A 14,607-nucleotide genomic window follows, 5' to 3' on the forward strand; every position below is an offset into this window, starting at 1 on the left:
CTCCTGAACCTCAGGCTTTAATAATTGGTCCAGTACATCTAATTGTTTTTGGCGGGCATTAAGTTGTTCAGTTTGTGATTGGGTAATCGTTTCTGACATATCCAATTCTCCTTTGCAATAAGCATTTTGTTGATGTAAATAGAAAAACTTGTAAAATAACACACAAGGTGTGACAAGAAAAAATACTAACAAAAATGTAATAAAAGCTATCCTATAGTATATCCTTTTAGCTCCATGAAAACAGCTGATTTTTTAAAAAAGATCCATAAAATAATCTTTTCCTGCATATTTGAAGTACAGACTCTAATGAGAAATCCCATTACTTACCTAAAATGGGCTTTAAGGGGTTGTCTAACATCGTCTCCTACCATACATATTTCCATCTTGATTTGCCATCCTAAATGTTGATGGAGGTGAAGAAAGGTGACTGATTCAGAATCTAAACTTACAGGAGAGAATCATGAAGATAAGAAGCTTCATAAACTGGTTGGCAGCATGGAATATACTAAAGCGCAACTATTGGAAGGTATGAATGGAATTTCTGAAGTTTACCTCAATAACAGTGAGGAAGGCATATCGGAAACACCTGATCAATAATATTGTTGTGTAAGCATAGCGGAACAGTTATGCTTACTTCTTTTTAAAAATAAAACCCGCTCTTAATTCTTAAACTTGAGTTATTTCAATATTCAAAAAAATAACCTTGACTTTATCGTGAATTGACGTAAGATAAAGTATATAGCCATGGTATAAATAGGTAGTATTATCTGAAAATTCTACTCTGCCAACGCCTTAAATGGACTCGGTGATTTAAAAGATGAATCTATAAATAACTGTCGAATCTAATAGACTTTGCTGGCCAGCGAAGCTAACCTAGATCAAAAACCAGTTATATCAATTATTTCTTATTGATATAACTGGTTTTTTTTATTTCTTGATTCGTCTTGTTCCGTTTTTGGTCTAAGAAAATACAACGGCTGGCTGATGCTGATTCACACACAGTTCCATTAAGTGGAGAAATGGAGCAAGGCAATGTCAAAGGTATAAAGTATTTTAAATCTTGTAGCAGGGGTGGGAATTATATGATAGGTACGAAGCAAACTAGACTTGCAATTGATGTAGGCGGAACATTTACGGATGTATTCGTTTTTGATGAAAGCACGAAGGAAATTTCCATTACGAAAACGTCGTCGACTCCTCTGAATCCAGAGATCGGAATTTTAGATGGAATTGCGAAAGCGGAAATAGATTGTGAAAATATTAAAGTGTTTTCCCATGGTACAACAGTGGGCACCAATGCCTTGATTGAAAGGAAATTGCCAAAGACAGCATTGATCACATCCGCAGGATTTCGAGATGTATCGGAAATTCGCCGTGGAACCAAGCTTGAGTTATGGGATACATATGATGATGTAGCCAAACCGTATATCCAAAGAAGAGACCGTTTTGAAGTGGAAGAACGCATCGATTTTGCAGGGAACGTCTTGACGGAAATCAATGAAGAGGAAGTACGGTCACTGGCAAGGAAATTAAAAAGACGCGGTACCGAATCCATTGCGGTTTGCTTCATGAACTCATATGTAAATGGAAGCAATGAAGCGAAAGTGAAACGAATCATCCGGGAGGAACTCCCCGAAGTCTATATATGCATTTCAAGTGAAGTCCTACCTGAGATTTTTGAGCATGAGCGCATGAGTACGACGATCGTCAATGCCGTTTTAGGACCGACTGTCAGCAACTATATCAAAACCCTTGAAGGGGAAATGGATAAAAGGGGATATGAAGATGACATATTAGTGCTTCACTCCGGCGGAGGGGTAATGACTTCCCAAACCGTTCCACGTTATGCGGCAAGGCTTGCAAGCTCCGGCATCGCTGCAGGTGCGATTGCCAGTAAACATATTGCCCAGCTTTGTGGCTTTAATAATGCCATTGGGCTGGATATGGGAGGAACGAGCACCGATATTTCCTTGATGCATGAAGGTGACTTGCGGATTACTAAAGATTGGTATATCGAGTATGGTTATCCAATTGGGTTCCCGAGTATCGAAATCTTGACGATAGGAGCAGGAGGAGGAAGCTTGGCTTGGGTGGATGAAGGCGGTTCTTTACGCAATGGCCCTCAAAGTGCAGGGGCGGTTCCTGGACCTGCTTGCTATAGCAGGGGAGGAGCGGAACCGACCAATTCCGATGCCAATATTGTATTGGGACGACTTGGCACCAAACTTTTGGATGGACAAATGGAACTGGATAAACAAAAAGCGATTGAAGTCGTGGATAAGATCGCAAAGAAATTCAATTATACGATTGAGGAAGCGGCGAATGCCATCACCCGGGTGGCCAATGCCAATATGTGTGATGCACTAAGGCTGATTTCAGTCAGACGGGGGTACGACCCCCGCGATTTTGCACTTGTGGCTTTCGGCGGGGCCGGACCCTTGCATGGAGCATACTTGGCCAAGGAAATGGAAATCCCGACTGTCATCATCCCGCCGCATCCGGGTGTGGCAGCGGCAATGGGGTGCCTGTTGGTCGATGTTCGTCATGATATATCCAAAACTTATGTCAAGAACGTCAAGGATGTATCGATAAAGGATTTAGAGAAAGAATTCATCGGAATGGAAAAAGAGGCAGCGGAATTATTGCAAGAAGAAGGGGTCGCTAATGAAGCTTCCACATTGATGCGCTATATTGACATGCGGTATATGGGACAGTGGCGTTCATTGGCGATAGAAGTCGATTGCCCTATTTCTTCATTGGAAGAGACCCTTGACCGTTTCCATCAAGAGCATGAACGCGAATTTTCTTTCTCCGATAAAGAACAGGCCGTAGAAATCTACGGGCTGCTCGTTACGGCCATCGGAACTGTGCCAAAACCTGAATTCCCGACTTATGAACCTGGGGGCAAACTGGCGGATGCCTTGAAGGAAACGCGTGATGTCTATTTCGAAGAGGAAGGGTATGTGAATACGAACGTGTATAACCGGGAACTCATTCCGGCCTTTTCTGAAATCACGGGACCGGCCATAGTGGATCAGCTTGATACAACGACTGTCATTCCACCAAATTTCACGGCAAAAGTTGATAAATACAGAAACTTGATTCTTTCCCAAAATAAATAAAATGAGGTGGATTTCATTGTCGAATAAACAGTTAATTGACCAATCTGGAGTTGGAACAGGTTTAGATCCGGTGACATTTGAAGTGATAAAAAATGGCTTCGTTAATCTTGTAGATCAGATGGCTGAACAAATCCTTCGGACATGCTATTCCTTCGTCATTTATAATCGGGATTTCAGCTGTGCGCTTTGTGATGCTGAAGGAAATACAGTCATGCAAGGGACGCAGGATATTTCGGTTCATGTAGGAACACTGCATCTAACGGCAAAGGCGGTACTCGAGGACTTCGAAGGTGATATCCACCCTGGGGACGTTTTCTTGGTCAATGACCCGTATCGGGGCGGTACTCATTTCAATGACACACGGGTCCTCTTGCCAGTCTTTCATGAGAACAAGCTCATTGCATTCATGCAGACGAATGGTCACTGGGCCGACATGGGGGGATCGACACCCGGCTCCTTTGATATCAATGCAAAGGAACACTTTGGCGAGGGGGTAAGGATTCCGCCGCTCAGGATATATAGTAAAGGAACATATTTAAAAGATGTGGTCAATGTGCTTGTTTCGAACATGCGCGTCCCCGAAGAACGTGTCGGCGATCTGCGAGCTCAAGTGGAAGCGGCCAAGGTAGGCGAGCGCCAGTTGTTTGCCATCATCGAAAAGTATGGAATCGATACGACTTTGTCTGCCTTTGCGGAAGTGCAGAATTATGTGGAGCGGTTGGCAAGGGCCAAGGTCGCGGCGTTACCGAATGGAACCTGGGAAACTGTTGATTATATTGATATGGACCCGGAAGCAGGAGACGGTCTGATTCCGATCCGGGTTAAGATGACCATCACGGATGACGAAATCCTTTATGACCTTTCTGGCTCGCATTCTTATATCGGCTGCTTTTTGAATGCCGGTTTCGGTGCATCCTTATCAGCGGCATATTCAGGAACCAAGACATTCTTTCCCGAGATTCCCCTGAACTCCGGTTTTTACAGAGTGGTGAAGATCGAACTCCCGGAAAACTCCGTCGTCAATGCCCCGGCACCGATTGCCGTAACCGGTTTTTGTTCAGGGGCCTATGAAAAGATCATGAGTGCGTGCTTTGAACTTTGGTCCAATATCATGCCGGAAAGGGCGATCGCATGCTCATTTAACCTGGAGTATTTACTTATCGGCGGTTGGGATCAACGTCAGGAGCAAGATAAATACTTCATGTGGTACGACTGGATGGCAGGCGGTCATGGAGGCCGCTCGGATCGTGACGGTGTGAACGCCACTTCGCCGACATTCGGTTTGGGACTAAGCGTACAGCCTTGCGAAGGACAAGAAAGATTGTCACCCGTCGTGACGATGAAGCATGAAATCATTACCGACTCTGCCGGTCCGGGCAAGTACCGAGGTGGCTGCGGTGTGGAAAAGGGCGGTATACTCACGAATGTCAAAAACACGGTCATGTCCTATTGCTGTGACCGTTCCCGTTCCATTACATGGGGGATTTTTGGAGGGCTTCCTTCTTCCCCGCATGGAGCATGGCTGAATCCGGGCAAGGAAGACGAACGGTATTTAGGTGCGATTTTTTCAAATGTAAAAGTACAGCAAGGAGATTCCTTTGTACGCCCATCGGCTGGGGGCGGGGGACTGGGAGATCCGCTTGAAAGAAGTCCCGAAGATGTTTTGGAAGATGTTATCGATGAATATGTTTCAATTGATCGAGCTAAAAAAGATTATGGAGTCGTGATCAAGGAAATCGATAAAGATCTCGATTTATTCGAAATAGATCTAGAAGCAACGGAACAAGCCAGGTCGTATATCAGGAACAACCGAAATCGATGGCTTGAGGAAAACATTCAAAGCGTTGAAGATAAATTCGCCAACGGCGAGCTGGATAGTCTGGATGTCATTCGCCAGTATGGTGTCATCATCGATTATGCAACGAATAAAGTCCTGCCAGAATCAACAAAACAGTTCCGTGAATCCATGAAAACCCGTTCATTGGCCTATTGGCAGTAATATGTAAAAGGTTCCGGATTCATTCGGAACCTTTTTTCATCAGCGCATTTTTAATGGAAGCCCATCAATTCCTTCACATGTTTACAATTTTCTTTTGAAGTGAGCATTTCCAAGAGCATAAAGGCAACATCGAATGCTGTGGAAGGATTGTAGGATGTAATGATATTGTCAGTGACGACAATCGGTTCATTAACGACAATCGCACCAAAATCTTTTAGCTGCCCCTGTCTCTTACTGGTTGGATGGTTGTACGTAGTGGCCTTCCTTCCATCCAATATCCCGCTTTTTCCAAGAGGGAGAGAACCTACACAAATAGTTGCTATGATTTTGTTCTTATTATGAAAATACTTGATTACATCAAGAAACCTCTTTTCATAGGCATCCTCATAGAAACCGGCTTCTTTAAAACCTCCTGGAATGGCCAAAGCATCGAAGTCATCAAGGTTCACCTGATCGATGGTCAATTCGGGCTGTACGATAAAGTTCCATGTGCATTTCAATTGTTCATGAAGTCCCACTGTAACCAGATCAGTGGTACCATCACCCTCTAATTTATTCCAGCCCAGTACATCCGTAAACACACTTGCTTCAACCGCTTCGAATCCATTGGATAACAGCAATAATACTTTTTTCATACCAGCATCCCCCTTATTGATATTTGTATTTATTATATAAAATTGAAATCCCCTAATACATATGATTAATTATGTAATCATCTCGATTAAGTTTATTTTATAATGTAATTAATGTATTTTAATTAATAATGAAAAGTGAGGGTGATTGAAATGGATCGAACCGATAAAAAGATACTTTCCCTGCTGGAGAATAATGGGCGCATGTCCATGAAAGAACTGGCACAGGAAGTCTCCTTAACGGCTCCAGCAACGAAAGAACGCGTGAATAAATTAGAGGAAAGCGGAGTGATAAAGGGATATAAAACGGAAATATCACTTGAAAAACTCGATAGGAGCATAACGGCATTCATATTATTCGAAACGGATAGATGCAAAGACTTTTATCAATTTAGCTTGAGCCATCCGGAAGTCCTCGAATGCCACCGGTTAGCCGGTCAATACAGCTATCTTATTAAAATAAGTACATTTTCCATGGAAACGCTGGAAAAGTTCGTCGATGAAGCCATTAAATATGGGAAATCGTCCACCCATCTGATATTTTCGTCCACATCGAAAAATGTTTTAGCGGGAGAGGAGATGTAATCGCCTATCCCCCATTTGATGCCATCACTTTAATGTATGAGCATTTAGCAGGAAAAAACTTCGCCAATATAGAAAGTAATTAGTAACAAAAATCACAGTGGGAAGTTTAAAAGGGAGTGGAGAAGAGTGAGTTTTGTTTATGGTGAAGATAAAATAATGGAATTCCTTTTGCACCATAAAAGTGAATTTGAAGAATATCTTTTATCAGAAGCGGTCAATGTCAGGGATAAAATCGAAGAAATTTTGCTGATTGGAAATGTCGATCTTTTGAATAATGCACATAAGCTCATCCGTTATATCGTGGAACAGAATGAAACGGATATGATTGCCTTTGCCGAAAAAGAGGGAGTTACGTGGGCGACCCACTCCTTGACGCTTTCATTCAAGCTGGAATGGATTCAGGCCATCCGCAGAACGCTTTGGATTTTTATTTATAAGTTCGGACAAGCAAAAGAAGCATTTTTTGAGGATTCCAAGGTCTTTTTTGATTTAGAGATAAAAGTGAATGAAAAGGTTGATGTATTTCTTAAGTCCTTTTTCGTCAGTTACTCCGATTACAAAGATAAATTGATCCTGGCTCAGCAAAACTTGGTGGAAAATCTATCCGTCCCCATCATTCCAGTCAATTCCACCACTTGTGTCCTTCCGTTAATTGGGACAATCGATTATTCACGCATACGGATAATTGAGGAAAAAGTATTGATGGAGATAGGGAAGCTGCGGATAGAGACCTTGATCTTGGATTTATCCGGTATCATTGAAATGGAAGCTGAAATGATCAGTGATTTATTGAAAATCCTCGATGGAACGGCGATGATGGGGTGTAAGACTGTAGTGACTGGATTACGTCCTGAGGTTGTTAAGAAAATGATTCGTTCAGGGATTCAGTTCGATAATAAAACAGAAACAAAAGGGACTCTGCAACAGGCCTTGAAGGACCATCTTGTGGTCACCTAAATCGTGAAGTGGAGTCGCTGCATTAGGTGGCTTTTTTTTGTAGGTATTTTGGAATATCAAGGAAGTTCATTTTGGTGAATTCGACGATTCGAATAAGCAGATGGAATGGGGAACGGATGCTCCAAACAAACCAAATCTTGGCTCCAGTTGATTTAAGAAATCCGCCTCTTTCCGCAGACTGAATGCAAAGCCGCATCAAAGCAAGCGTCTGCTGGGTCTCGACTAGCCAGTTATTTGGCAGGGGTGCCGCAAATTCCTTCAATGGAACCCTCCAAAGAACGTTTTCGTTTCACTTCAGCAAGGTATCATGAGGGATACTATTCCTTCCTGGGTGAAGCCCAACTTAGGCAATGGTCACTTGATGGCCCGTTTTCCAGAATAACGACCGCGCCGATGCGGGTTAAATCAAGGTCGTTGAAATTAACCGATAATTTATTTAAGGACTCCTGACACAAATCCTTTGCGCCAATGTGCAGAATGGATTTCATAACCGATTTCCGCCCGCCTGTATTTGGGCTGTGGGCATGAAAGCCGATAGTGCCAATTAATCCTTGCGTATCTTTTCTTTCAATTCCCCATCGAACCGCTCGTTTTTTCCGGATAGTATTGTTCGCTATTTTCCCATGAATCCTGCCCGTAAAAACGAGTGACTTCATCTTTCGATAAACATTGGAATAGAGCTTCCCCATCACTTTTCACGAATTTCCCGTAATCGTACCCTTTCCGTGTTCAATATAGGAAGCATATTATTTCCTCCTCTCCACGAAGGTTTTTCCTTTATTATGAAGTATCGATTTTGGCCGGTATTTTCGGCGGTAATCGGACATGCTAACAGTAGTACGCATTAAACATTTATTAAATGTAAGGGGAGATAGATCATGGGAAAAAAACATCGAAACCGTACCGGTTCACCGAAAAAGAATAACCATATTCCGAAAGCGGACATCATTGCAGAACATGAAGCACATGGGAAGGAATATTCCGCAAATAAACGAAAGAACGGCCCTGGCAACAATACAGATTGAGAAACACAAGTGACCGCTCTGCCTTTAAGGGAGAGTGGTCCCTTGTGTTTCTTGCCATTAAACGGTTCATCCTATATCTTTAAGAATGAAGAACCATTGAAGGGAGTTAGGATGATGAAAGCACTCGTCTTTGATAATTTTGGCGGACCGGAAGTCCTGTCCGTAAGGGAAATTGCAGAACCTGAACATTCAAAATCAGCCGTGATTGTTCGAATGAAAGCGATCGGCTTGAATTTTGCTGATGTATATAGAAGGAAAGGGAATTATCATTTGGTGGGTGATCCCCCATTCATTTTGGGTTATGAAGGGGCCGGTGTCGTCGAATTTGCCGGGGAAGATGTTCACCATGTGAAAGCAGGTGACCGTGTCGGGTTCGCTGATGTTCCTCACGCCAATGCGGAGCTGGTTTCGGTTCCATCAGATAAACTGTTACCGCTACCTGAGGACATTTCCTATGAAACGGCCGCTTCCGTTTTACTTCAGGGGTTGACTGCCCAATATTTAACACATGACAGCCACTCAGTTAAAGAAGGGGAAACCATCCTGGTCCATGCCGCTGCAGGTGGAGTCGGTCAATTACTGACACAGATGATCAGGAGGAAGGGCGGTCAGGTCATTGGCTTGACCTCTTCAAATGATAAAGCGGCTGTTGCCAAACAAATGGGTGCGGATCATGTTTTCCTTTACGGATCTGACTGGGTGGATTCCATTAAGGATGTAACTGGCGGTAAAGGCGTTGATGTCGTTTATGAATCAGTGGGTCAAACCTTGATGGATAGTTTCGAGGCGACCCGGACTGGGGGAACGGTGGTGTTTTTTGGGATGGCAGGCGGTGATCCAGAGAAAATCGACCCCAGAATGTTAATGGATACATCGAAGGCATTGATAGGCGGTGACCTTTGGAACGTCCTGACAACCCATGAAGAACGGACAAGAAGAACTGCAGAGCTGTTCCAATGGATACTGTCAGGGGAGATCGCCATCAAGGAACCGACTCTTTTTTCGTTGGTAAATGGGGCGGATGCACATAGACTACTTGAAAGCCGGAAAAGTTCAGGGAAAATATTATTAATACCATAACAAGTCATGAGGGCTTTCCATTCTAAATGGGGGCCCATTTCTTTTACACGAATAGTTGCCTGCGGCATTCAACACCTTATTCATACTGATAATCAGAACCTTTTTCAGTTCCTTTATAGTAGACCCATTCTTAGACCCTTTGAATAATTCCAGATGAATGCCCTTGTCCATACAGGGGTCATGGCCTGCCCTCAAAACAACCTGCTGCCCATGTTCCCTTATCCACAAGATCCATATGCAATTCACGAATTCAGAGGAGAAATCCACAGTGGGACAATCACCAAATCACAATCATCATTCTGTAATTCACATACAGCTTTCGTTACAAGCAAAAAAAAGAGAACGGATCCGCTCTCTTGGAAAATATATGACCTATTAAAAGGTTTAAACCGTGTGATTTTAAGAGGGAATGGAGAGAACATCAAGACGCTTCTTTTGGATTGCGAAATAGGATTGGAGGGTTTCCTTCTTCTTTGTGAGAGAGAAGTTACGGACAGATGGGGCCACTGATTGATTGCCGAATTTAAGAAGCAAGGTCAATAGCCTGTCCAACTGGCCATATGTATCATTTCTAATGCGCGCCATATACTCGGCAGCGATCTGCTTATCATCATCGGTGCTTTTCCTTTTTCCTTCTGCCCGAGATTCCTCGGTCACAGTCTTTACACGGGAAATGAGCCATGTTTCGCACCAGTCGTTAAGAACATGGCGGATGAAGTCTGCTTGATGGTACTTATGGTGAATGGGCTCCATATGTTCAGCCATTTCTAAATCACTCACTTCCCGGCAGAGAGCCTTCTCGGAAATGTTTCTATGAAAATGAGCGCGTTCAAGCAGGCTTTTGATGGATTCTGCCTGGTGGGCATACTTGACCATCTGTTCCAATGTCTCGTTGTACATGATCTTGCTTAAATAAGCAGAGGCTTGTTTTGGGGCAAGAAGTAACTGCTGATTGGCAGGAAGCGCCTGGCCCAATTTCTTAAGAGAATGAGAATAGACGAAACGGGCTAACTTCTGCAGTTCCTTTTGGATATCATGGGAGATGTTTGTCGCTTCTTGCAGAAATGAACGGAAAATATATTTTCCGACCCGTTCCAATTCCCTGCATACGGAATCATTGATATGCCCAAGGTAGCCGGAGTCAAAAATCGTTCTCCGCAACAATGTCCGTTCCGCCCTATTTTCCTTATACTGCCCCAAGACGCCTTCGGTAAAGGTGAATACCAGAACTTCTTTCTTTGAGAAAGTCCTGCTCGCAAATGAAATCGTCACTAACTGGCCTAAAGCGCCATGGATGGCCTCGACTGCATCCAATAAGCGCTGCCTTGTGAATAGCGAGCTGGAATCAGGAACGATTTCGCTATAATCGAATAGTACTTCTTCAGACTTCAAAACAGACATTCGGAAAGCACCCATAAGCAGCAGACGTTTTCCATGAATCGTTAAGGTTTTGAAAGCATCGCTATAAAAGAAACGGTATTTCTTGCAATAACGGTCTCTCTTCCTGTTATAGACAAGATTGCTTGCAGGACCAAGGTTAAACTTATATAAAATATCTTCACCTTGATGAACAGGCACAAACACTTTTTTTAGTGATCCTTGTGGTGCGGTGAATTTATTGATGATCTGCTTTAAGTACTTTTCTGTCGTTCCGACACCTCTTGCCATCATATGAAGCGGGCTCTGGATGACCCCGTCCCAATCATTGTGGAGCAAGGCGTACAAACACGTATCGAATTCAGTGGAAGATACATTTCTTAATAAGTATTGGTAAGTCTCTTCATATATCATAAGGCATCCATCCTTTTCTAGAGTTTATATAAACCTTAAACCGGTAAAAGTAGCATCATTGGGGTAAATCGTTTAGAAAGTTTTTTTATGGTATTTCGATATATTTAAAAAATAGTAAATTAGTTGTACAAAAGTGATAAAATGGGGAAATGGGAACATACATGACAAGGAGAGATTTATAAAACCATGATACTTTCACTACTCGTTTTCATCTTGAAAGGAATTTTAATGAAACTACCTTTTGCCATATTGGGACTTTCCTTGATTCCGCAGAGATGGACAAATGCAATCATTAAAAAGGAAAAACCTTTTTTCATTGAACAAGTGCTGAGACTTTTAGTTTCTGCTGCCGTATTGTTTTACGTCATTGATATCATGCTGCTGGATCTTACTGCCGCTGCATTCTTTTCGAGTTTTGCCATTATTCTTGGGCTCATGCTCATCATCGATTCAAGAATGTATATGTACAGTGCCAGTGAATCTTCGAGTACCCGACGGAATCGGAGTGGAAATGAAGCGGCTAAGCAACCCAAAACACCTTGGAACGTACATTTCAACAGTTCGTTAGGTGCCGTTTTGATTGCTGCATGGGTCATCATGCTGTTTTACCCGATCACTTTTGCTGCAGATCTGCATGGATTAGCGAAGGTCGATAAGAAAAAAGAGCTGGAAGAAGTTCAAGATATAAAAACCATGCCGCTTGTTACAGTGAAAATGGCTGACGCAAAAGGCGATGCAGCGATTAATAAAATTGGAAATGCCTCATATTTCACTGAAGGCGAATACCGTCTAACCAATATAAATGATGAATTGGCTTATACATCCCCCATTGAGATGGACGGGTTTCTGAAAGCAGGAAAAGCGGAATATACGCCAGGTTATAATCTGATTTCCGCCGTATCAACGGATAAAGGGGCAAATACTGTCAAAGGGAAGATGCTGTATGCTCCCTCACAGTACCTCGATCATGATTTGGAAAGGACCATCCGCAAGGCCTATCCGAATAAAATCATCCATGATTCATATTTGGAACCGGACGGAGATGGAAAGCCCTACTTCGTAGCTTCAGTCGGACATTATTTGAAATACCGCAGCGGCCCCGTGGTGGACGGAGTGGTATTGGTGAATCCGGAAACGGGTGACACGAAATACTATCGAAAAGGAAAAGAACCTAAATGGGTGGATCGGACATTCACATTGGAAACAGCCTTGGAATATTGGACCTACTGGGGAAAATATGTTCACGGGTGGAAAAACCAGTCCTTGATTGGGCCGAAGAAAGATGTCCTGATTCCTAATGAGGATAATATGCAAGTTACGTTTAACGAAAAAGGCGAATTGATTTATGTAGTGGACTTTACCCGGGCTAAATCAAAAGGCAACTCGAAAACCCTGGTAGGTTATGGTGTTTTCAATGCCAAAACCGGTGACATGACGTACTATAAAGGCGTCACGTCCGTGCTTACTGGAAAGGAAGCGAAATCCAACGCCAATGCGAGTGAGTTTTTATCTAAATATCCAGGCTGGAAAGCCACTAATGGAATCTTCTATACGATTTACGGTGCTCCCACTTATGTGATTCCGGTTACAAAGGGCAGCAAGTTCCAAGGAGTGGCGATCGTTTACGCCAATAGCGATAATCCCCAGGTGGTCTTTGGGAAAACGAAAGACGAAGCTTTTCGCAATTATAAAAAACTGATTGCCTCTTTAGGGAAAGTGAGCGGTGTGACACCTCAAAAAGGCTTTGAGATGAAAGAAATAAAGGGGAAGGTAATAAGGATCAATGATGCCAATCTCTCAAATGGATACGTATTCCATTTGATCGTCGAAGGCAATGCCAAGAGGTTCTCGGTGGACCCTGGTGTCAATGCGCTATCTGATATTGTGTTGACGAATGTAGGAGACCGGGTTGTGCTGAAGGTGATGGATATGGAAGAAGACATCGTTCCAGTCGATGAATTCACTAATCTGGACTTACCGAAGAAGTGATAATGGGCCAGTGGACATCGGAATAATGGAAGAGTGGATACCCGCTTGCCATCTCCAATATAAACATGAAAAAAAGCATTGTTATACGAATGCTTTTTTTCATGTCTTCGAATGATTGTCGTTATAAGTCCGATAGATTGAATGAAAGGATGGATTCCATATAATATCCCTTTTGAATGACGGCTTTTATTGCGAAATGCCCATTTATCCGTTTCCGCACCCGGTACAGGAGTGAAGCGATTTCTTCCGCCGTCACAATTTGCTCGGGATCACCGACTCTCTCTGGCCATACTTGCCGGACAATCTCTTCCCTTGAAATGAGGTTGTCCAAATTCTCATAAAGCAGCTTAAAGCAATTGAATTCCTTAGTCGGCATTTTAATGGGTGCTTCTTCATTGATGATCACGGTCTGAAGGTACTCATTGATCGCTACGGTTTGCTGGATATCGGGGTTCACCGGCGTGAAATCCATTGTTAAATCGTTGTCGATGGAAATCATGAATTCAATCAATCCATTAACCAAAGTAATTGAATCCCCCGGTTCAATGTGACAGGGCTTGCCCGGTACGAGCGGAACCTGGTTCACCGAGGTACCGTGTTTGCTTGCCAAATCCTCAATGAGCAGCTGTCCTTCCTCCATATAGATCCGGCAATGTTCCCTGGAAACAAAGTCATTGTAAAGCTTGAAATCAGCTTTGGAGTGCTGGCTTGCACGGCCGATCAGCAGGCTGTTCCCTTCAAATACATAGGCGAATTCCTCTGTTTGACCTTTGTGCATACTCCTCAATACAACCTTGAAAGTTTTATAGATCATTCACTTCATACCCCTTAAAAAATCTGAAAATTTAAATTATTTTCATGGATTTATCATTTTGGCTACATGGCTGTTTAGTGGGTTCAATTTTATAATTATAAATTATCAGTCGCTTACTTACTAACGAAAAATGAAAAAATACAAATTAGGCACACAGCCATTATAACAAAGAGGAACGATGGATGAAGAAGAAACTCTATTTTTAGCTGATATTCGCTTTGGCTGTGGGAGGAGAATTTTTACGGCGTTTCCTCAAAGCCGACCAGGCAGCACCGGAAAAAGTATGCGATGAGAATGTACCTTACTTGAACGCAATGGAAAAGGAGTTGACCAAAGGTGAGTATGTGGAGAGATAGGATAAATGCCTTCAGCATCCTGCTGATGATCATTAGCATGATGGTATATATTATTTTTCCCCAGCCCTTTACCCTCATTCTGTACTGTATATTTGGCATTGCCTTTATCAGCCTGACTTTACTGAATTAAGCATATCCTGGATTGGAAGAGGATGTGGGAGACGAAGCGGGAAGGAAGAAGACAGGAAAAGGTGGGGGAGGCAGGCTGAAAACATGAATCCTCCACACGATTAGAAAGTTTTAGTTCACCTGTTTGT

Annotated in this window: 13 protein-coding genes and 1 pseudogene; 8 read left to right on the forward strand and 6 right to left on the reverse strand. The window is 42.9% G+C overall.

Translation table 11 applies throughout. The features are described from left to right. Positions 1-99: pseudogene (locus tag IOC57_RS25830) on the reverse strand (DUF1641 domain-containing protein); the annotation flags it as partial. A 324-nt stretch (positions 100-423) separates the two neighbouring features. Here IOC57_RS25830 and IOC57_RS09725 point away from each other — a divergent pair. The 3 genes from IOC57_RS09725 (at position 424) to IOC57_RS09735 (ending at position 5,121) form a co-directional block, all read left to right on the forward strand. Further along, the gene (locus IOC57_RS09725) at positions 424-597 is read left to right on the forward strand and encodes a hypothetical protein (RefSeq protein ID WP_207438545.1); all 174 of its coding nucleotides are present in this window, start codon (positions 424-426) and stop codon (positions 595-597) included. Between the two features lie 485 nt (positions 598-1,082). Then, on the forward strand, positions 1,083-3,122 hold the full coding sequence (locus tag IOC57_RS09730) for a hydantoinase/oxoprolinase family protein (RefSeq protein ID WP_207438546.1): 2,040 nt from the start codon (positions 1,083-1,085) through the stop codon (positions 3,120-3,122). 16 nt (positions 3,123-3,138) lie between these two features. Then, positions 3,139-5,121 carry a hydantoinase B/oxoprolinase family protein gene (locus tag IOC57_RS09735; protein ID WP_286184685.1) on the forward strand — a complete coding sequence of 661 codons (1,983 nt, stop codon included), beginning with the start codon at positions 3,139-3,141 and terminating at the stop codon, positions 5,119-5,121. A 50-nt stretch (positions 5,122-5,171) separates the two neighbouring features. Here the strand turns inward: IOC57_RS09735 and IOC57_RS09740 are convergent, their stop codons facing one another. Further along, positions 5,172-5,756 carry a DJ-1/PfpI family protein gene (locus tag IOC57_RS09740; RefSeq protein ID WP_207438548.1) on the reverse strand — a complete coding sequence of 195 codons (585 nt, stop codon included), beginning with the start codon at positions 5,754-5,756 and terminating at the stop codon, positions 5,172-5,174. 150 nt (positions 5,757-5,906) lie between these two features. On the opposite strand from IOC57_RS09740, the gene IOC57_RS09745 reads away from it, so the two are divergent. Both IOC57_RS09745 and IOC57_RS09750 read left to right on the forward strand, forming a co-directional pair. Then, positions 5,907-6,338, forward strand: a complete 432-nt coding sequence (locus IOC57_RS09745; protein WP_207438549.1) for an Lrp/AsnC family transcriptional regulator — start codon at positions 5,907-5,909, stop codon at positions 6,336-6,338. Between the two features lie 126 nt (positions 6,339-6,464). Then, positions 6,465-7,295 (forward strand): STAS domain-containing protein, encoded by an 831-nt coding sequence (locus IOC57_RS09750; RefSeq protein ID WP_396020795.1) that lies wholly within the window; start codon positions 6,465-6,467, stop codon positions 7,293-7,295. A gap of 22 nt (positions 7,296-7,317) precedes the next feature. Here the strand turns inward: IOC57_RS09750 and IOC57_RS09755 are convergent, their stop codons facing one another. Further along, positions 7,318-7,557, reverse strand: a complete 240-nt coding sequence (locus tag IOC57_RS09755) for a hypothetical protein (RefSeq protein WP_207438550.1) — start codon at positions 7,555-7,557, stop codon at positions 7,318-7,320. 55 nt (positions 7,558-7,612) lie between these two features. Next, entirely contained in the window at positions 7,613-7,987 is a 375-nt protein-coding gene (locus IOC57_RS09760) for a GNAT family N-acetyltransferase (RefSeq protein ID WP_286184686.1), read from the reverse strand. A gap of 186 nt (positions 7,988-8,173) precedes the next feature. Here IOC57_RS09760 and IOC57_RS09765 point away from each other — a divergent pair, with 186 nt between their 5' ends. After that, positions 8,174-8,320, forward strand: a complete 147-nt coding sequence (locus IOC57_RS09765) for a hypothetical protein (RefSeq protein WP_207438551.1) — start codon at positions 8,174-8,176, stop codon at positions 8,318-8,320. 114 nt (positions 8,321-8,434) lie between these two features. Then, positions 8,435-9,400 carry a quinone oxidoreductase family protein gene (locus tag IOC57_RS09770; RefSeq protein WP_207438552.1) on the forward strand — a complete coding sequence of 322 codons (966 nt, stop codon included), beginning with the start codon at positions 8,435-8,437 and terminating at the stop codon, positions 9,398-9,400. Positions 9,401-9,799: 399 nt separating this feature from the next. Here the strand turns inward: IOC57_RS09770 and IOC57_RS09775 are convergent, their stop codons facing one another. Further along, positions 9,800-11,191 carry a hypothetical protein gene (locus IOC57_RS09775; RefSeq protein ID WP_207438553.1) on the reverse strand — a complete coding sequence of 464 codons (1,392 nt, stop codon included), beginning with the start codon at positions 11,189-11,191 and terminating at the stop codon, positions 9,800-9,802. Positions 11,192-11,419: 228 nt separating this feature from the next. On the opposite strand from IOC57_RS09775, the gene IOC57_RS09780 reads away from it, so the two are divergent. Beyond that, positions 11,420-13,180 carry a hypothetical protein gene (locus tag IOC57_RS09780; RefSeq protein WP_207438554.1) on the forward strand — a complete coding sequence of 587 codons (1,761 nt, stop codon included), beginning with the start codon at positions 11,420-11,422 and terminating at the stop codon, positions 13,178-13,180. Positions 13,181-13,301: 121 nt separating this feature from the next. On the opposite strand, the gene IOC57_RS09785 is transcribed toward IOC57_RS09780, so the two are convergent. Beyond that, on the reverse strand, positions 13,302-13,994 hold the full coding sequence (locus IOC57_RS09785) for an FHA domain-containing protein (RefSeq protein ID WP_207438555.1): 693 nt from the start codon (positions 13,992-13,994) through the stop codon (positions 13,302-13,304). Positions 13,995-14,607 lie beyond the last annotated feature (613 nt).

Origin of the sequence: Bacillus sp. SD075 (assembly GCF_017355165.1) — a bacterium.
In the GTDB taxonomy this organism is placed as follows: domain Bacteria; phylum Bacillota; class Bacilli; order Bacillales; family DSM-1321; genus Peribacillus.

Coding starts and splice junctions, on each gene's coding strand:
- IOC57_RS09740 (WP_207438548.1), bottom strand. CDS start 5,756: ATGAAAAAAGTATTATTGCTGTTATCCAATGGATTCGAAGCGGTTGAA.
- IOC57_RS09785 (WP_207438555.1), bottom strand. CDS start 13,994: ATGATCTATAAAACTTTCAAGGTTGTATTGAGGAGTATGCACAAAGGT.
- IOC57_RS09730 (WP_207438546.1), top strand. CDS start 1,083: ATGATAGGTACGAAGCAAACTAGACTTGCAATTGATGTAGGCGGAACA.
- IOC57_RS09765 (WP_207438551.1), top strand. CDS start 8,174: ATGGGAAAAAAACATCGAAACCGTACCGGTTCACCGAAAAAGAATAAC.
- IOC57_RS09745 (WP_207438549.1), top strand. CDS start 5,907: ATGGATCGAACCGATAAAAAGATACTTTCCCTGCTGGAGAATAATGGG.
- IOC57_RS09775 (WP_207438553.1), bottom strand. CDS start 11,191: ATGATATATGAAGAGACTTACCAATACTTATTAAGAAATGTATCTTCC.
- IOC57_RS09780 (WP_207438554.1), top strand. CDS start 11,420: ATGAAACTACCTTTTGCCATATTGGGACTTTCCTTGATTCCGCAGAGA.
- IOC57_RS09770 (WP_207438552.1), top strand. CDS start 8,435: ATGAAAGCACTCGTCTTTGATAATTTTGGCGGACCGGAAGTCCTGTCC.